The sequence below is a fragment of the Thermocoleostomius sinensis A174 genome (assembly GCF_026802175.1).
In the GTDB taxonomy this organism is placed as follows: domain Bacteria; phylum Cyanobacteriota; class Cyanobacteriia; order Elainellales; family Elainellaceae; genus Thermocoleostomius; species Thermocoleostomius sinensis.
This window is the reverse complement of sequence record NZ_CP113797.1, coordinates 201,914-218,739: the sequence shown is the minus strand read 5'-3', so window position 1 is coordinate 218,739 and position 16,826 is coordinate 201,914. Positions and strand designations below refer to the sequence as shown.

Here is a 16,826-nt window from a genome sequence, read left to right as displayed (position 1 = left end):
GGTTTGGCAGACTTAAGGGGGCTATCTTTCCCGTTGTTCGATCGCTGCTTCGGTCTTGGCCACCTCCAGCAGCATCTTCAGCACCGAGTCTGGGTTGAGGCTGATCGAATCAATGCCCAATTCTACGAGGAATGCAGCAAAATCGGGATAATCGCTGGGAGCTTGTCCACAAATACCGACTTTGCGATTGAATTGCTTCGCGGTTTCAATCACTCGGCGAATTTTGCGCTTCACGGCTTCGTTGCGCTCATCGAACAAGTGTGCTACTAAATCTGAGTCGCGATCGAGTCCCAAGGTTAGCTGTGTCAGGTCATTGGAGCCGATTGAAAACCCATCAAAGATTTGAGCAAACTCATCCACCAGTTCCACATTGCTGGGCAATTCGCACATGACATAAACTTGCAACCCGTTTTCGCCCTGTTTCAGACCATGTTTGGCCATTTCCGCTAAGACTCGTTGCCCTTCTTCAGGTGTGCGACAGAAAGGAATCATGGGAATCACGTTAGTTAACCCCATATCTTCCCGAACGCGCCGATGAGCCGTACATTCTAGGCCAAACGCTTCCGCATAGCGCGGATCATAATAACGAGACGCCCCCCGCCAGCCCATCATTGGGTTTTCTTCGTGCGGTTCAAATTGTTTCCCCCCGATCAAATTGGCGTACTCGTTGCTCTTCAAATCAGACATGCGCACAATTACGGGCTTGGGATAAAAAGCCGCCGCCAACATGGCAATGCCCCGCGTCAGCTTATCGACAAAGTAATCGGCTTTGTTGTCATAGCCTTCCGTCAAATTGCTGATGTCCCACTTAGCAGCTTTGTCCTGCAACTCCTCAAAGTGCAGCAAGGCCAAGGGGTGAATTTGGATGTGATTGGCAATAATGAACTCCGATCGCGCCAACCCAACCCCATCACTTGGAATCGAAGCCAGCCCAAACGCCTCTTGCGGATTGCCTACATTCATCAAAATTTTGGTGCGCGTTTCCGGTAAGCTTTCTAGCTGTACCTCATCGACCTCAAAGGGCAGCAACCCTGCATACACTTGACCTTCATCACCCTCGGCGCAGGAAACCGTAATTTCTTGCCCATCTTTTAAATCATCCAGCCGACTGCCACAACCGACGATCGCTGGAATGCCCAGTTCTCGAGCAATGATGGCAGCATGGCAGGTACGCCCTCCATGTTTGGTGACTACCGCCGCGGCTTTCTTCATGATCGGCTCCCAGTCAGGGTCAGTTTTGTCGGTAATTAGCACTTCCCCCGCTTGGAATTCAGCCAGCTTTTCAATGTCTTGAATGATGCGCGCTTGCCCTTGCCCAATCAAATCACCGACCGCTCGCCCCGTAGCCAGAATTTCGCCCTTTTCTAGCAAGCGATATTGCCGCAGCACATTGCTCGATCGCCGCGATTGCACAGTTTCTGGTCGCGCCTGCACCACGAATAACTCGCCTGTTTGTCCGTCTTTAGCCCACTCCACATCCATCGGGCTGTAGGAACCATGCACCGCCGAGTAATGGTCTTCGATGATACACGCCCAGCGGGCCAACGTAATAATTTCGTCATCGCTGAGGGCAAACTTGGTTCGATCGCGATTGGGTACGGGTACGTTTTTAGTTAGCTTACCGCCGCCCTCATCGTAGATCATCTTGATCTCTTTACTGCCCAAGCGTTTGTCGAGAATCGGTCTGAAGCCTTCTTTCAGCGTTGGTTTGAACACCAGATACTCGTCCGGTGTTACCGCTCCCTGCACCACATTCTCACCCAAGCCATAGGCCGCTGTAATAAGTGCCGCATTTTTGAAGCCTGTTTCCGTATCGATTGAGAACATGACTCCTGATGTGGCCAAATCCGATCTCACCATCTTTTGCACCCCCACCGATAGCGCCACGTCGAAGTGATCAAAACCCTTGATGGCGCGGTAGGAAATGGCTCGATCGGTAAACAGAGAGGCAAAGCAACGGTGACAAGCTTCTAATACAGGCTTAATTCCATACACATTCAGATAAGTTTCCTGTTGACCAGCAAAGCTGGCATCGGGTAAGTCTTCGGCCGTAGCGCTGGAGCGAACTGCTACATCCACGCCGCAATTGTAATCTCGATAGGCCTCTAGCTCGTGGGATGTCAGCCGATCGCAAATATCATTGTCGTTGGCTCCATAGCGTTCGCACAGTTTCGTATATGCCTCAATAATGGCGGTTTCTAATTCAGGCGGAAATGGGGTATGCAAAACCATGGCTCGTGCCTGCCGTCCTCGCTCTTGCAAATTACTGAGGTTTTCGGCATCCAAGTCTGAAAACAACTCTCGCAAGCGATCGTCCAATCCAGCCCGCTCCATGAAGTAGCGAAAGGCATAGGCGGTAGTGGCAAACCCAGTCGGAACATTTACACCCTGAGACGCAAGCTGACGAATCATTTCGCCCAACGAGGCATTTTTGCCACCCACTAAATGGATATCATCAATTCCAACCTCTTCGTACCACAAAACCAACGCTTGCTCTCTAGAACCTTGTTCTAAATTTAGATTGTCTTCAGATTGTTTAGCGGTATACATGCAAGATTTCTCCCACCAATGAACTTGAAATAAAAAATAAAGCGTTTGAAATCAAAAATGTGATTAGCAGAAACCGACCGAAATGACACAACTACAACCAGAATCGATCAACCAGGAAAGAGACAACTTTGGGCCTTGACTTTGAGCCTTGAATTGAATCTGCACTCAGTTCATAACGGTAAGCAAGGACTGCACCAACATAGGGATTGAGTTTGACGATTCCGATAGGATGAATAGGAAAAGCTAAACCTTCACCATTCTTAAAGAAAAGTTTGGAGAAGCTGGTGAAACCACCTGAGTTTTATTAAGTTGAATGAAGCAGAGAGTGCTGAATTTAGCACAGTTCAATGCATCTAGGGGTTAACTCTGCTGTAATGCTGAACCACATCAAAAGTTGCTTGCAAGCAAAGCATACTCAACGTTCATGGGTTCCATCTATTATAGGACTTGCGTAGGACTTATGCGATTCAGCAGTTGCCACCCCCCTAGCGACCCAAGAGTTCTCCTATTTGTAGGAGAACTCAATTGAAGTTCCCTAGCTTCGGAAAATTGAACTATTGAGAAGATGAGTGCATCAGTTCTGTCTCCTTCCGCAGAGGCGAGAACGTTCCTGATGTCGAAGGTCGCTGAAAAATTAGAGGGTGTTAGACAGAGGCAGCTTATTTGACTGGAATACCAGAAATCACAATCTTAGGTACGATCGTGGGCACGACATCTGTCTGTCCTGCTTGATCATTAGTAATCAGTGTGAGCGATGTTGCCGATGAAGACACCGGCCCAGTAAACGTGAATTCCTCAGTCAAGGTTTCGCCTGCCAGTAGCCCAATCGACGAATTTCTTTCAGGAGTAACCAGGTTATATCGATTGCCCACATCATCCCGCAGCACCATGCCTTGCTGGGGATCGCCGCTATTAAGGTGAATGGCAATATCAGAACCGTTGACAATTTCCAAATTAAGCACAATGCTGTTTTCAACAAACCGAATGCCTTGAACCCGCACCGCAATATCATCGGGATGACGCCCTTCCAAATTCAGCGGAATTGTTTGAGCTAGTTGTAGAGGATCAGGAATCGCGGTCGATCGATCGAGGTTGTGGCTTAGGCTAGGACTGGGCGCGCTCAATCCTGGCAAACTTACAAGATTCAGAACGCCGACGATAATCAGAGTGCTGCTTAATGCGGCTAGATTGGTTGCTTCCGGGAATAACCACATTCCCCACGACATCAACCCGCAAGACCGAGGCAAAACTTTTCGAGAAACGTTAGGGGAGGTTTGAGACATTGGAACTTGAGACAATCTAGTTCCAGCAGACTCATTCCAACTAGGCGTATCGGTACAGACCGTTTGTTGTAACGTTTTCTTAAACCGAATCAACTGCATAACGCTTCAACTCTTCAAGGGACACATACTCTAATGCTGAGGCATGAGTGGCAGTTAAGACAACTGGTGGCGCAACCCCTGCATCGAGCGCTTCTTTCCAACGAGAGGCACACAAACACCAGCGATCGCCGGGTTTCAAGCCAGGAAAGTTGAACATGGGCATAGGGGTGCTCAAATCATTACCGCGTGATTGGGTGAACGCCAAAAACTCTTCCGTAACTTGGGCACAGACAACATGCGCCCCCATATCGCCTCCGCCGGTATTGCATTTGCCATCGCGATAGTATCCGGTCATCGGATCAGTGCAGCACAGTTCAAGGGTTCCTCCTAGAACATTGCGGGCCTCGGTCATAGTTTCTATCCTTCAACGACTGTATTCTTTATCCTATCGATCGCGCCCGGAATCCTATAACAGTTTGTTGCATCTTCATCTGATTTTTTGGTTATGCAGCAATTGGTTGGCACAATTCATCTGCCAAGCTCAATTCGTGTTCTAGGGTCGTCTGAATCGATCGGGCCACAACCGCTGGTACGTCCAGCCCTTGCTCGATGAGTTTTAGCCAACGTTGGGCTTCATTGCCGTCTCGCAAAATTTTCTTGACGGGGGTAAGGAAACAGCTAAAGCCTTGTTTTTTGGCGATTGGCCATATTTCTTGGTATAGCGCTTCAATCCAGTCACGAGCCACAATCGGGCGGCCATCTTGCCAGTGCCGCAGTTCTGCATCTAGGCTGTGGTGGGCGGCGGCCATTTCGTTTGCATCCGTCAGAGTGACCAAATCCTCGGCACGGGTGGCAGCCGGTAAATGACTGGCCGTCAGCGGATCGAGGCTCGGATCGGCAATCAGTTGCAGTAGCCGGGCTTCCATCAGAGCCGTAATGGACAACAGCGCGATCGGATCACTGACCAAATCACAAATGCGCAGTTCTAGGCGGTTGAGACTGTAGGGACGCCGATCGCCATTGGGTCGCACCGATGACCACAAATGCCGAACATTCTGCATCGTTTTCAGCACCAGTTGCTCTTCAGTCCAGCGGATGTAGTGCGCATGGCTATCAAACAGAGGGACAGAAGCCGGAGTTTTGGGAAAGACGCTCCAGCGGGTAGAATGATTGCCCGTCACCTCACCGCCTAAGAAGGGAGAGGCCGCGCTGAGGGCTAAGAACAAGGGAGCTTCGACACGCATCAGCCGACAAGCCCGCATCAGGGTTTCTGGATCGCTGATGCCTACGTTGATATGCACACTGGCTGTCACCACCGTGGTGCCATAAGTTTTTTCAATAAAATCATGATAAGGATTGCTTGGGTCAGAGCGGAAGAAGCGATCGGTGTTACCCAAGGCCAAGGTGCTGCCAGGAATGAGCGTATAGTTTCCCAGTTGCTTCAGATAGGCACGTAAGCGCTGCCGAGGTCGCACTAACTCACACAACAAGCGATCGTAGCGACAGAGAGGAGCCGTTGTATATTCCACATTGCGGCTATCGGGTTCGCGCACAAAGCCATCGAGTGCTGACACAATCTTGTCAGATAAGCCCACCACCTCTCCCTGTGGTGTCCCTGTATACATTTCAATTTCAAATCCTTTCGATAGCATAGCTCCCCTCGCTTGTGTGATCTCCTTTATTTAGTATCGGGGATGAGCGAGATAATACATCCTGCTATAGAATTAGCGTGTTTGGAGGCTAACTTCTACTAGTTTTTGGGCAGAAAGCGATTGGAATTGTGCCAATAGCCAAGCACCAACCTCAATTGGTTTAGAGTACCTCAGCCTTCAACTTAGCCAACGGCAAATAGAGAGATTTGCGCCACCCCGGCACATAGGCCCGCTGGCGAAACACATCATAGTGGTTACGTTCGATCGCATCGAGAATGCCGCGATAAAGCATCAGCGCTGCCCACACCGGAAAGCGAGCATCGGGGCTAAGTAGGCGAATGCCACGTTCAGCTTCAGCAAAAAACTTGCGGGCCCGCTTGATTTCAAATTGCATTAGGGCCCGCCAGCGATCGTCTACCACTTCGTTGAACAAATCTTTTTCGGTGTAGTTAAATCGGGCCAAATCTTCCAGCGGCAAATAAATTCGCCCTCGTCGGGCATCTTCGCCTACATCTCGCAGAATGTTGGTGAGTTGGTTGGCAATGCCCAATGCTACGGCTTCCGGTTCTGGGTTGGGAGTTGGTTGATCGCGATGCCACGGAGCGGTTTTCCAGGTTTCATCTACACCCATGACAGGCGTCGTCATTAGCCCCACCGTACCTGCCACTCGGTAGCAGTAGAGATGCAGTTCTTCAAAGGTTTCATAGCGGTTGCGGTAAAGATCCATCCTCTGCCCCTCGATCATGTCACGAAAGGGCTGGATATCAACAGGAAATCGTTCCAGCGTATCAACCAGAGCTACATCCACATCGTCGATCGGGTGTCCGGCGAAGATAGACTCTAGGTTTTGCTCCCACTGATCTAGGGTGGCATCGGTGGCTAATTCCGATTGTGGGCCATCGACTAGCTCATCAGTGCGCCGACACCAAACATAGATCGCCCAGATTGCTCGTCGCTTCTCCTCTGGCATCAGCAAAGTGCCCAGATAGAACGTTTTGGAGAATTCGGCCGTAATTTGGCGACAACGCTCGTAGGCATCCTTTAAGGAGTCCAAAGAAGATACACGGGGAGATTCAGGCAATTGCAGCATCACATCGCAAGCGGAGGGTTAGTTTTGGCAAAGCAATTAGCAATGGGCGATAGGCAGGAAGTTGTTCAGAAAACCCGTCGCCCTTCACTACTTGCCTGTTAGTTATTCTCCTATGGAGAGGGATCACAACACGAACAACTCCTGGCTCACCGAACAAGATTCGGTAGATTCTTAATGAGTTAGAAGCGTAGATGAATCCGCTTCAGACCCAATCCTAGATGCAACTGAAGATGGAGCACTAACGGACAACCGACTGATAATTGCTTGAGCCGCTAGTTTACCAGACAACACGGCTCCTTCCATACTGCCAAGGTATTGCTGCATGGTGTAACTACCCGCCAGGAAAAAGTTTTCGATCGGTGTGATTTGATCAGGGCGATAGGCCTGTCGCCCTGGAGAGGCAGTATAAACCGATCGCGGCGTTTTCACTACCTTATACTTCCGCAGCTTGGCTGGGTTGTCCGTCTTAAAATGCTGCGGGAAAAGTTTTTCAATTTCCTGCATGGTGGCGGTGATGATGTCGTCATCGGACTTATCGATCCAGTCTTTTGCCGGGGCTAATACCAACTCCAGCATCGATCGATCGGGATCTTCATAGGCTTTGCAGGTGACGCTCATGTCGGCATAAACGCTAAGCAGAGGCGATCGAGAGAACAGGAGTTGATCGATATTGGTCAGCTTGCGATCGAACCAGAGGTGCAGATTAATGACAGGGACACCTTCTAGTCCATCTAGCTTTTGGAAGAATTCGATCGACCTCCACGCGGCTGGCAGCAGCACCTTCATCACATCAACAGAGGTAGCCGACACATAGGCATCGGCGGTAATGACTTCGTCCGGTGCGCCGTTTAAGCCACGAATGGCAAAGCCGCGTACTGTGCCGTCTTCGTTCAGCAAGATTTCTTTCAGCGGTTTCTGAAGCTGCACTGACCCGCCGCCTGCTTCAATGTAATCGACGATCGGCTGGCACAAACGCTCGGTAGGCGAGCCGTCTAGAAAAGCAATTTTGGAGCCATAGCGCTCTTGCAGAAATTTATTCAGCGCGGTTAACACAATGGTGGCAGAAACCTGATCGGGGTCAATGAATGTCAGTGCCTTTGATGCGGCAATAAACACATCACTGCTGACCCGTTCGCCAATGCCCTGCCGTCGCAACCATTGCAGCAAGCTGTATTTGTCCATGGCTTCGACATACTTCTGACCGCGGACGATCGCCGGCAGCAGACCCACAGCAAAGCGGATCTTTTGCTCCCAGGTCAGCATGTCATTGTTACGCAGAATCGACGCAATCACATTAAAAGGGGCTGGAATGTCTGGCACATCAAAGCGCGACAGCACCCCTGGTTTCTCTGGCTGGTTGAAAATTAGGGTGTGTTGCTTCCACTGCAACCGATCTTCGATTCCCAGTTCGTTTAGCAGTTGGAGCATATTAGGATAAGCTCCAAAAAAGGCGTGAAGCCCAGTTTCGTACCAGTCTCCATCCTCGTCTTTCCAAGCGGCTACTAACCCACCCAAGACATCCCGACTTTCTAGCACGAGGGGGGTATGTCCGGCATCTACCAAATACTTGGCACAGGCAAGCCCAGCTAACCCGGCTCCAGCGATCGCAACTCGCATCAACGCTACTTCCTTTGCGCTACCGACGTTTACTTATTCCTCATCTTATTATGTTGCAATCTGTAACAGTTTGGCGGGCTAATCTCAGAAAACCTTAGTAAAGCCAGTTCGCGAACTGCCCCTAAACCGTGACAAAATCTGCAACCGTTATTTGATCGCTGCGAATACCGCTTAGAATAGCCAGGGTTTGCTCAAAGCCTTTAATCAATGTAGAGTGCTTGTTCTGCTCGATCGATAGCTGGCTAAGTGGTAAGCCAGTCGGCAACCCCAGTCGATCGCGCTGGGGTTGAAAATCGGCAATTTTCATGCGGCCGTTGCGATCGAGAATAAACAAATCGCGCCCGTTGCCGCCAACTGCTTGGTTACGACCTGTCCCCCCCCTCAGCACATCATTGCCACCATCGCCCCGCAACTCGTCTGCACCCACGCCGCCGTTCAACCAATCGCGTCCCCGTCCCCCAATGAGCCGATCGTGACCCGCCTGTCCCAACAAGTAATCATTGCCACCATCGCTCTGCAATCGATCATTGCCAGCTTCCCCAAACAGCGCATCAAAGCCGTTGCCGCCAAATAACTGGTCGTTGCCACCCCGCCCGACCAGGTTGTCAGCCGCTTCGGTGCCCAGCAAGCGATCGTCTGCTTCGGTGCCCATGATCTCATTGAGTGAAGCCCGCAACACAGCAGCATTTGCTTGCACCAAGCCTACGCCATCGGGAAAATTGTTGGGCACAATAGACAAGGGAATTGTCCCACTGCGTAAGGCGGCCAGAATTTGGGCTGGGGTTAAGCGCCCGTGCCTTCCCGCTCGCTGCAACATCAGTGCTGCCAACGCCGCAACATGGGGGGCCGCCGCAGACGTGCCAAAAAACGATCGAAAGCCTGCCACCGTTGTTTTGACCCGCGTTGGAGCCAGAACATCTGGTTTTTGGCGAACGTCCGGTGATGTTAAGCGATCGCCCTGGGCATCAAACAGAATGCCAACTCCCCCCGTACTGGAATAACGTTCCAGAGACAATGCTCGATTTCCATAGGCAGGAGTTTGGCGAAACGGAACGGCTCCTACGGTAATAGCCCCTGCGGCGTTTTGATGGCCGTAGATAGTGGAACTGCCCGTACCATCGGTGATGTACTGGTAGCTGGTGCGGTTATCGCGGTTATTGGCAAAACTAATCCATTTGAGGGTATTAGGAGCCGTGCCATTGCCCTCAATACGACGAGCAATCATCAGGTAAACCGTTTCTTCGCTCCGCAGAGGTCTGTAACCCACCCGTCTAGCCGGATCAGCCTCTCGACCGCGTAACAGGGTGCCTTCATCTAAAACCCGACTACCAGTTCCAGGTAGCTGTGGTCGGTCTAGGAGGAATAGCTCTAAATCGGTTTCAACCTGTCCAGAGGCTTGATCCCAGTTCAAAATCAGATCGATCGCATTTCCGGTTGGAATCCGAATATCTTGAAACAGATCCACGCCAGTGCCTGTATCAAAATCGTGAGCTTCGTAGGTGCTACCGCGAAAGGTGAACTGAGGACCAGCACGAAATGGGCTTTCGTAGGATCGATCGCCATTATTCCCTGCCGCTGTGACATAGACAACGCCTCGTCGGGTTGCTTCATCTACTGCTTGGGCCGGAATGCCATCTTGAAAAAAGGTGGATGTGGCAAACAGAATGTCATCGACAATAATGTTGGCTCCGGCATGGGTCAGCGATCGCACAGCCGTTGCAAAGTCCTGTTCAGTATTGCCAGTGGTGTGAAACAGCAACTCCGCGCCGGGCGCGATATCATGAATGATTTGGGCTAGTGCTCGTCCTTCGTCAGAACCAAACACCGCATCTTGCAACACTCGCACCGGGCGGATGTAGCCATTGGGATTGCTGAGACCGGGGAGATCGCCCTGACGCACATCCCGCCGCGCCGCTCTCAAGACATTGAAACTGTCCGAAATAATGCCGATCGTGATACCTTGTCCATCCAATCCAAACCAGCGACGGGCAAGAGTGGCTCGGATGGCGCGATCGCCCTGCGTGACTGCGGCTCCTACCATGTTAATAAAACGACTGCAAGTAAGGGAAATGGCCATAACCGACGTTCTATTATGGCGTATCGTAGGAACGTATCCATCACAGTGTCATGATTCAGCCCCGTAAACGATTTGGACAGCACTGGCTGCGCAGCGAGAAGGCCCTAACGCAGATTGTGCAAGCCGCTGCCTTGACACCCACCGATCGCGTCTTGGAAATTGGGCCCGGGACGGGGGTGTTGACGCGAACATTGCTGCCGCTGGCACAGTCTGTCGTTGCTGTGGAACTCGATCGCGACTTACTGCCGTCGTTGCGTCAACAGTTCGATCGCTCGGGAAATTTTCTACTGCTAGAAGGTGACATTCTCAGCTTGGATTTGGACATGACACTGCGGGATTTGCCTCAATTTCAATCCCCCAACAAAGTCGTCGCCAACATCCCCTATAACATCACTGGGCCCATTCTAGAAAAACTGTTGGGAACGATCGCCGCGCCCAACCCCAAACCATTTGAGGCGATCGTGCTGTTGCTGCAAAAGGAAGTGGCTGATCGCCTGTGCGCTCAACCCAACTCCAAAACCTTTGGGGCGCTAACTGTGCGGGTGCAGTATCTTGCCGATTGTCAGTGGGTGTGCCATGTCCCGGCTAAAGCTTTTCAGCCGCCACCCAAAGTCGATTCCGCCGTCGTCAAGCTGATTCCTCGATTGTTTCAACCTATCGCCACTGATCCCCGTTGGTTGGAGACGCTCGTCAAATTGGGGTTTGCAACCAAGCGCAAAATGCTGCGCAATAATCTACAAAGCGTAATCGATCGCGATCGGCTCTCTGTTCTATTGGAAGACATGAATCTAAATGCCCAAGTGCGCGCCGAAAACCTGAGCGTAGAAAACTGGGTGACGTTAAGTAACAAACTCAAGAAGGATAAAGAGAAATGCTAACGAGGAAAAAGGAAAGAAACGCTAGATTCTCAATGAAATAGTTACGTTAAGAATTTACGTCAAAATTGTACCGCCCATTAACCGCTGATAGCGATACTGTAATTCTTGTTTCATTAATAACCAGCGATCGAGTCGTGGATCTTTTTCGATCACTTTTTCAGCCGCTTCTCGAGCAATTTCTAACACATCTTGATCTTCTACAAGACTGGCCAAGGCAAAATCAGGCAACCCCGATTGACGAGTACCAAGAACTTCACCGGGCCCACGAAAGCGCAAATCCATCTCTGAAATAAAGAACCCATCTTGGGATTGTTCCAATACTTTTAGTCGCTGTCGTGCGGTTTCGGTTTTGGAACTATTCATAAGCAAACAATAGGACTGTTCAGCACCGCGCCCTACCCGACCGCGCAATTGGTGCAACTGTGACAAGCCAAACCGATCGGCATGCTCAATCAACATCACGCTAGCATTGGGCACATCCACCCCTACTTCTACCACCGTTGTTGAGACTAGGATTTGGGTTTGATGATTGCGAAACTGGGTAATGGCGTCGTCTTTTTCTGCCGAAGACATGCGCCCGTGCAATAGCCCTACTTTGAATTCAGGAAATACCCCTTCTTGAAGATGCTGATATTCCTCGATCGCCGATTTCAGGTCTAGTTTCTCCGACTCGTCCACCAGCGGCAGCACCACGTACACCTGCCGTCCCTGCGCCACTTCTCGGCGAATTAGATCATAAGCATGGGATCGATCGCGTCCAGAGAGCAGGGTGGTTTGAATCGGTTTGCGCCCCGGCGGCAATTCATCAATCTGACTGACATCGAGATCGCCATGCAGTGTTAAAGCTAAGGTGCGAGGAATAGGCGTGGCCGTCATCGTCAGCACATGGGGAAAATCACCTTTCTGCTGAAGCTTGGCCCGTTGCTGTACCCCAAATCGATGCTGCTCATCAATTACCACCAGTCCCAACCGCTGAAACTGCACCGGATCTTCAATTAACGCATGAGTTCCCACCAACAGCGGTAAAGCACCTGTGGCTAAATCTGCATGAATTTGTTTGCGCTTGGTGGATTTGGTAGAGCCAGTCAGCAACTCTACAGGCAGATGCAGCAAATTAAACCACTCAACCAACTTCCGATAGTGTTGCTCGGCTAACACCTCAGTAGGAGCCATCAGCACCGCTTGATATCCCGCTTGAATTGCAGCCAAAATTGCTACTACCGCCACCACCGTTTTACCCGACCCTACATCCCCTTGCACCAGTCGATTCATAGGCGTTGGCTTCTGCAAATCATTCAAAATATCATTCACGACACGGTTCTGGGCTTTGGTTAATTGAAAAGGCAAAACTTGGTAAAACTGTTCAATTAGCTTGCCTGTTGGAGCCAAGGTAATACTCGTTTGCTCTTGCTGTTGAGCAGCCCGTCGCTGCAACAACCCAAGCTGGAGGTAAAAGAATTCATCAAACACTAATCGTCGGCGCGCCACATCCAAGCCCTGACTATTGGGCGGAAAGTGAATATTGGCGATCGCCTCTTGTAACCCTACCAGGTCATAGTTCTGCCGTAGTTTCTCTGGTAGGGGATCTTGTAGCTGAGAGACAGCAGGCAGTGCTGCTACTACCGCCTTGCGCAAAACATCGGCTCCAACGCCTTCGGTTAGCGGATAGATCGGCACCACTCGCCCCACTTTCAGCGAGTCGATCGAGGCATTAAAATGATCGATTACTTCAATTTGCGGATCTTCCAGCGTTATACCGTATTTGTCTTGTTTGACTAACCCAGAGGCAGCAATCACCGCACCGATCGGATAGTGTCGTTTTTGTAACTCCTGCCAGCCGCGATTGCGATAGCGCGTTCCCGCATAGAACCGGCTCAGCTTCATCTGCCCGCTGCGATCTTGCACCGTCAACTCAAAGATCACCAGTTTGGCATTACGCGGACTATTAAAGCAATTACAGCGCTTGACCGTGGCAATGATCGTGACCGTTTCGCCAGGGACCAATTCGCGAATATTCACCTGTCGAGCATAGTCTAAGTGATCGCGGGGATAGTAGTACAGCACATCCCGCACGGTGTGTAGCCCTAGCTTAGCCAGACGTTCACTATTTTTTGCTCCAATTCCTGGCAAAAAAGTGACAGCTTGATCTAATGTCACCCGTTTGACCATCTTAGATTCAACAAGGGGCTTCGTGCGCGGCGTCCTCGCCGGAGCCACAACCGCAACCGACCGCGATCGCGTTTCATTCCCGATTCCCTGTTCTAGTTCAACCTGTTCCTCGACCCACCGCTTCGTTTGATGCAAAAAACGGCGCGTTTCAGCAACCAAATGCTGACGCTGCGAAAAGCTTAAATCGGCATAGGTGGCAAACTCATTGGCAAGTTCCTGAAGTTTCTCTTGCGATCGCGATGGCAAATCGATCGAGGATTGGTTCAAGCTACGGCTGAGAAATTCGCTGAAGCGAAACTCATTACCCATCAGGTCATTAAATCCGCGATCGGCTTCTACTGAGAGTGCTTTTTGCAGACGCAACCAATCCATAGAGGTTGAGAGTTGGGGTAGGGGGGTAGGGGTTGGACGTTGGAGGGATTGGGGTTGGGGATTGCCGCCTGTTTCCTCTCTTTCATCCCCCATGCTTTTGCTTATACTAGCCATAGCGTAGCGCATTCGATTGCTCAGTATAATCATGGCTTCTTTACTTTGTTAGCGAGGGAGATGATGAGAAGGGAGATGATGGAAACAGATCATGAGTTTGGGTATCTCGCCGTTCCAACAGCGGGATCAGGACCCGGTATTTTGGTGCTGCAAGAGTGGTGGGGACTGGTGCCACACATCAAAGATATAGCCGATCGCTTGGCAGCAGCAGGCTATGTGGCGTTGGCTCCGGATCTATATCGAGGCACGACAACCAATTCCCCGGATGAGGCAGGGCGGATGCTAATGGCGCTGAACATTGAGCAGGCGGCGCAAGATTTGGAACAAGCGGCTACTTTTTTAGCCAACCATGAAGCAGTTACGGGCGAAAAGCTGGGTGTGGTTGGCTTTTGCATGGGTGGACAACTGGCACTACTGGCGGCTACGGTGAGCGATCGCATTGGTGCAGCCGTCGATTTTTATGGCATTCACCCCAACGTCCATCCCAATTTTTCTCGGCTGAAGGCTCCGGTATTGGGATTTTTTGGAGAGCAAGATAGCTTTGTGACGCCGGAAGCTGTCGAACAGTTGATATCTCAAATTCGAGAGGCTGGCAAAACAATCGACACGTACACCTATCCAGGGGCTGAGCACGCTTTTTTCAACGACACTCGCCCAGAGGTCTACAATGCCGAAGCCGCATCCGATGCTTGGCAACGCACGATCGCGTTCTTTCAGGACCATTTAGCTGCTTAGCCGCACAGTCAATAGCCGGGCTTTCGTCTAAGCCAATTGCCAACGATCGGACTGTAACTGCCTAGAACGAGGCCTCTCCTGGCATTGCACTACATGCACTGGACAGGGTGCATGGCAAGAGACATGCTTACTAATGCTGCCTGTCCACCATTCACTCAGACGTGAGTGGTTGCGGCGTCCCATCACAATTAAATCAGCTTGCCAAGTGCGGGCATTGTCGCAGATCAAGTTACGGGGATTGCCGATCGCTTGGATAAACCGTGCATGAATTCCCTGAGATTTGGCCATCTCTGCCCAAGCTCTCAACATCGTTAATCCTTCAGCTTCAGCTTGTTGACGTTGTGCTCGGTAATGTTGCACCAATTGCTCACGAGTCATGAGGGTAGAGTAGGGCACTAAACAAGTCAGAGCAGAGTTATCGCGTTCATCAGTAGATAGAACATGCAGTAACAACAATTGAGCATCGGTCTGCTTGGCGAGTGTCAAGGCTTCTTCAAAAACAAGCTCACTGCTTTGGGACTCATCTAGGGCCACTAGAATTTTTTCAACCATTGTCTGAGGTGATGTCTGATGTGACATTGTCCGAGTGACGTGTTATTGAACTTCTCTACTTTCAACATAGGAAAGAAGCCGCTGCTCCTGCTAGAATGCCCAAAATCCGTAATAAAGTTTCAACCTCAGTCTGCATTCTGTTACAGAGTGCAAACTAATGCATTGTTTTTTGTAGGTTGATTGGCTATCAACTATGGTTATGGCAAGAAAGGAAAACACCGAATCTCTAGAGCCGCGAGTCGATTCACGGCTTCGTAGGCCCAGTCATTAGGGGTGACATCTGAAAAAGCCGAGGCAAATTGACCCGGAGGACAAGCGGGTGCGGGCTGTTGAGACACAGAACCGTTGGGTACAGGCATGGGGCTGGATTGTGGTAAATCTGGCACCGTTTGAAACTCTATTGGTTGGGAATTAGACGGCTCGATCGGCTGTTCTGGCTCCGTTGGATGATTGGGTAACGAGGCTTGAGCCAGCGCTGAACTGACTCCAATCACTTGCAAAACAACAATCGCCATTGCTAAACAGCCAGGAAGACGAGTGATATGACGAGTCATGACCATTTCTCCAGTTTCAATGACTTACCGTTCTAGTGTCTACTCTAGATTACTCACTGTCCACTACCGCCTTGTCCAGCGCCGCTTTTATGCGATCGCCCGTCAAATTTTTCTGATTGCAAAGTGCCTCCATCAGCGCATCTTTTCGATCGCTTCATTCCAAGCCAAATCATACTACGTCAATTATTCTCAGTCACCAGCGATCGACAGGTGAGGAAGCTACGTCCAATCTGTCGGTTCTCCACACCAGAGGTTTTCAGCAAAATTTGAGAAGATAAACGTGTCACCAAAGAATACATCTAATGTTTTCTTCAAGCAGTTCAGAATGATTCATTAGAGAATTCACGGTCTTTGAAACAAATTGCAACAATGAGGTAATGGTATGAAACTAACGCGCTACATTCTTGGGATTTTGTTACCCCCTGTTGGGATTTTTCTTACCTATGGACTGAGTTCAACCTTGGTTATCAACGTGCTGTTGACCCTTTTGGGCTGGTTGCCAGGCAGCATTCATGCGGTGTGGGCGATCGCCAAAGCCGATGAAAAAGCGAGCCAAGAGCCTATGGTGTAGAGGGCTGGGGATTGGGGATTAGGGATTGGGTGTTATTTCCAGGCTTGATTGTCAAGTGGCAATCACCAATTAGCAATTACCAATTGCCAGATTTCCCTCCCCTAAGCTCATAGCCCAGATGAAACTTAGATACTAGAAGAATCAGGAGAACAAAATGATTGGATTTGCACTCACAACATTGATCACGGCACTTAGCCTTTTGATTGTTGATTTAGTAGTTCCCGGCGTTGTACTTGCAAACTTTCCCGCAGCAATTATTGCCGCCATTGTGATCGGTTTCATTAACGCATTCGTTCGACCCATCTTATCTGTTTTATCGTTGCCAGTTAATTTTGTTACCTTAGGAGCATTCTCCTTGGTAATCAACGGTTTATGCTTCTGGCTAGCTTCGCTGTTGGTTCCTGGATTTGCCGTACATGGTTTGATTGCGTTTCTGCTTGGACCCGTCGTGCTGTCATTAGGAACAACATTTTTGAACAGCTACTTTGCGCGTAAAGGTATTGGATCATCAGCCACTGTCACTTCAACTTCGACACTGGAAACGACTAACAAGTAGATGAAGTGAAGGAAAAC

At 50.3% G+C, this 16,826-nt stretch carries 15 protein-coding genes; 5 read left to right on the top strand and 10 right to left on the bottom strand.

The window, feature by feature from the left end:
* Window positions 1-21 precede the first annotated feature (21 nt).
* From ppsA to OXH18_RS00840, 7 genes are all read right to left on the bottom strand, one after another.
* Complete coding sequence (gene ppsA, locus OXH18_RS00870) at window positions 22-2,550, bottom strand: phosphoenolpyruvate synthase (RefSeq protein WP_268610521.1); 2,529 nt, start codon at window positions 2,548-2,550, stop codon at window positions 22-24.
* A gap of 659 nt (window positions 2,551-3,209) precedes the next feature.
* The gene (locus OXH18_RS00865; protein ID WP_268610520.1) at window positions 3,210-3,932 is read right to left on the bottom strand and encodes a hypothetical protein; all 723 of its coding nucleotides are present in this window, start codon (window positions 3,930-3,932) and stop codon (window positions 3,210-3,212) included.
* A complete protein-coding gene (locus OXH18_RS00860) occupies window positions 3,913-4,284 on the bottom strand; it encodes a DUF2237 family protein (protein WP_268610519.1) in 372 nt (123 codons plus the stop codon). Before OXH18_RS00860 ends, OXH18_RS00865 begins: the two co-directional genes overlap by 20 nt.
* 91 nt (window positions 4,285-4,375) lie before the next feature.
* Window positions 4,376-5,524, bottom strand: coding sequence for a glutamate--cysteine ligase (gene gshA / locus OXH18_RS00855; RefSeq protein ID WP_268610517.1), 1,149 nt, complete (start codon window positions 5,522-5,524; stop codon window positions 4,376-4,378).
* Between the two features lie 160 nt (window positions 5,525-5,684).
* Window positions 5,685-6,614, bottom strand: a complete 930-nt coding sequence (crtB, locus tag OXH18_RS00850) for a 15-cis-phytoene synthase CrtB (protein ID WP_268610516.1) — start codon at window positions 6,612-6,614, stop codon at window positions 5,685-5,687.
* Window positions 6,615-6,785: 171 nt separating this feature from the next.
* Window positions 6,786-8,231 carry a 15-cis-phytoene desaturase gene (gene pds / locus OXH18_RS00845; protein ID WP_268610514.1) on the bottom strand — a complete coding sequence of 482 codons (1,446 nt, stop codon included), beginning with the start codon at window positions 8,229-8,231 and terminating at the stop codon, window positions 6,786-6,788.
* Window positions 8,232-8,352: 121 nt separating this feature from the next.
* On the bottom strand, window positions 8,353-10,308 hold the full coding sequence (locus tag OXH18_RS00840) for a S8 family serine peptidase (RefSeq protein WP_268610512.1): 1,956 nt from the start codon (window positions 10,306-10,308) through the stop codon (window positions 8,353-8,355).
* Window positions 10,309-10,358: 50 nt separating this feature from the next.
* Between OXH18_RS00840 and rsmA the strand changes: the two genes are divergently transcribed.
* The gene (rsmA, locus tag OXH18_RS00835; protein ID WP_268610510.1) at window positions 10,359-11,186 is read left to right on the top strand and encodes a 16S rRNA (adenine(1518)-N(6)/adenine(1519)-N(6))-dimethyltransferase RsmA; all 828 of its coding nucleotides are present in this window, start codon (window positions 10,359-10,361) and stop codon (window positions 11,184-11,186) included.
* A gap of 54 nt (window positions 11,187-11,240) precedes the next feature.
* On the opposite strand, the gene recG is transcribed toward rsmA, so the two are convergent.
* On the bottom strand, window positions 11,241-13,727 hold the full coding sequence (gene recG, locus OXH18_RS00830; protein ID WP_268610508.1) for an ATP-dependent DNA helicase RecG: 2,487 nt from the start codon (window positions 13,725-13,727) through the stop codon (window positions 11,241-11,243).
* A 189-nt stretch (window positions 13,728-13,916) separates the two neighbouring features.
* On the opposite strand from recG, the gene OXH18_RS00825 reads away from it, so the two are divergent.
* Window positions 13,917-14,576: a dienelactone hydrolase family protein gene (locus OXH18_RS00825; RefSeq protein ID WP_268610506.1), complete on the top strand. Its 660-nt coding sequence runs from the start codon at window positions 13,917-13,919 to the stop codon at window positions 14,574-14,576.
* Between the two features lie 27 nt (window positions 14,577-14,603).
* Here OXH18_RS00825 and OXH18_RS00820 read toward each other — a convergent pair whose 3' ends face one another.
* Both OXH18_RS00820 and OXH18_RS00815 read right to left on the bottom strand, forming a co-directional pair.
* The gene (locus OXH18_RS00820) at window positions 14,604-15,128 is read right to left on the bottom strand and encodes a universal stress protein (protein ID WP_268610505.1); all 525 of its coding nucleotides are present in this window, start codon (window positions 15,126-15,128) and stop codon (window positions 14,604-14,606) included.
* 197 nt (window positions 15,129-15,325) lie between these two features.
* Entirely contained in the window at window positions 15,326-15,682 is a 357-nt protein-coding gene (locus OXH18_RS00815; RefSeq protein ID WP_268610503.1) for a hypothetical protein, read from the bottom strand.
* Between the two features lie 19 nt (window positions 15,683-15,701).
* On the opposite strand from OXH18_RS00815, the gene OXH18_RS00810 reads away from it, so the two are divergent.
* The 3 genes from OXH18_RS00810 to OXH18_RS00800 all read left to right on the top strand — a co-directional run bounded on the left by OXH18_RS00810 (window position 15,702) and on the right by OXH18_RS00800 (window position 16,809).
* Window positions 15,702-15,896 carry a hypothetical protein gene (locus tag OXH18_RS00810; RefSeq protein ID WP_268610502.1) on the top strand — a complete coding sequence of 65 codons (195 nt, stop codon included), beginning with the start codon at window positions 15,702-15,704 and terminating at the stop codon, window positions 15,894-15,896.
* A gap of 168 nt (window positions 15,897-16,064) precedes the next feature.
* Window positions 16,065-16,253, top strand: a complete 189-nt coding sequence (locus OXH18_RS00805; RefSeq protein ID WP_268610500.1) for a YqaE/Pmp3 family membrane protein — start codon at window positions 16,065-16,067, stop codon at window positions 16,251-16,253.
* Window positions 16,254-16,407: 154 nt separating this feature from the next.
* Window positions 16,408-16,809: a phage holin family protein gene (locus OXH18_RS00800; protein ID WP_268610498.1), complete on the top strand. Its 402-nt coding sequence runs from the start codon at window positions 16,408-16,410 to the stop codon at window positions 16,807-16,809.
* Window positions 16,810-16,826: the final 17 nt, after the last annotated feature.

What these genes read in the sequence shown, in the direction of transcription:
- recG (WP_268610508.1), bottom strand. Translation starts at nt 13,727, where the DNA reads ATGGATTGGTTGCGTCTGCAAAAAGCACTCTCAGTAGAAGCCGATCGC.
- OXH18_RS00800 (WP_268610498.1), top strand. Translation starts at nt 16,408, where the DNA reads ATGATTGGATTTGCACTCACAACATTGATCACGGCACTTAGCCTTTTG.
- crtB (WP_268610516.1), bottom strand. Translation starts at nt 6,614, where the DNA reads ATGCTGCAATTGCCTGAATCTCCCCGTGTATCTTCTTTGGACTCCTTA.
- gshA (WP_268610517.1), bottom strand. Translation starts at nt 5,524, where the DNA reads ATGCTATCGAAAGGATTTGAAATTGAAATGTATACAGGGACACCACAG.
- OXH18_RS00840 (WP_268610512.1), bottom strand. Translation starts at nt 10,308, where the DNA reads ATGGCCATTTCCCTTACTTGCAGTCGTTTTATTAACATGGTAGGAGCC.
- rsmA (WP_268610510.1), top strand. Translation starts at nt 10,359, where the DNA reads ATGATTCAGCCCCGTAAACGATTTGGACAGCACTGGCTGCGCAGCGAG.
- pds (WP_268610514.1), bottom strand. Translation starts at nt 8,231, where the DNA reads ATGCGAGTTGCGATCGCTGGAGCCGGGTTAGCTGGGCTTGCCTGTGCC.
- OXH18_RS00820 (WP_268610505.1), bottom strand. Translation starts at nt 15,128, where the DNA reads ATGGTTGAAAAAATTCTAGTGGCCCTAGATGAGTCCCAAAGCAGTGAG.
- OXH18_RS00825 (WP_268610506.1), top strand. Translation starts at nt 13,917, where the DNA reads ATGATGGAAACAGATCATGAGTTTGGGTATCTCGCCGTTCCAACAGCG.
- OXH18_RS00810 (WP_268610502.1), top strand. Translation starts at nt 15,702, where the DNA reads ATGACTTACCGTTCTAGTGTCTACTCTAGATTACTCACTGTCCACTAC.
- OXH18_RS00860 (WP_268610519.1), bottom strand. Translation starts at nt 4,284, where the DNA reads ATGACCGAGGCCCGCAATGTTCTAGGAGGAACCCTTGAACTGTGCTGC.
- OXH18_RS00805 (WP_268610500.1), top strand. Translation starts at nt 16,065, where the DNA reads ATGAAACTAACGCGCTACATTCTTGGGATTTTGTTACCCCCTGTTGGG.
- OXH18_RS00865 (WP_268610520.1), bottom strand. Translation starts at nt 3,932, where the DNA reads ATGCAGTTGATTCGGTTTAAGAAAACGTTACAACAAACGGTCTGTACC.
- OXH18_RS00815 (WP_268610503.1), bottom strand. Translation starts at nt 15,682, where the DNA reads ATGACTCGTCATATCACTCGTCTTCCTGGCTGTTTAGCAATGGCGATT.
- ppsA (WP_268610521.1), bottom strand. Translation starts at nt 2,550, where the DNA reads ATGTATACCGCTAAACAATCTGAAGACAATCTAAATTTAGAACAAGGT.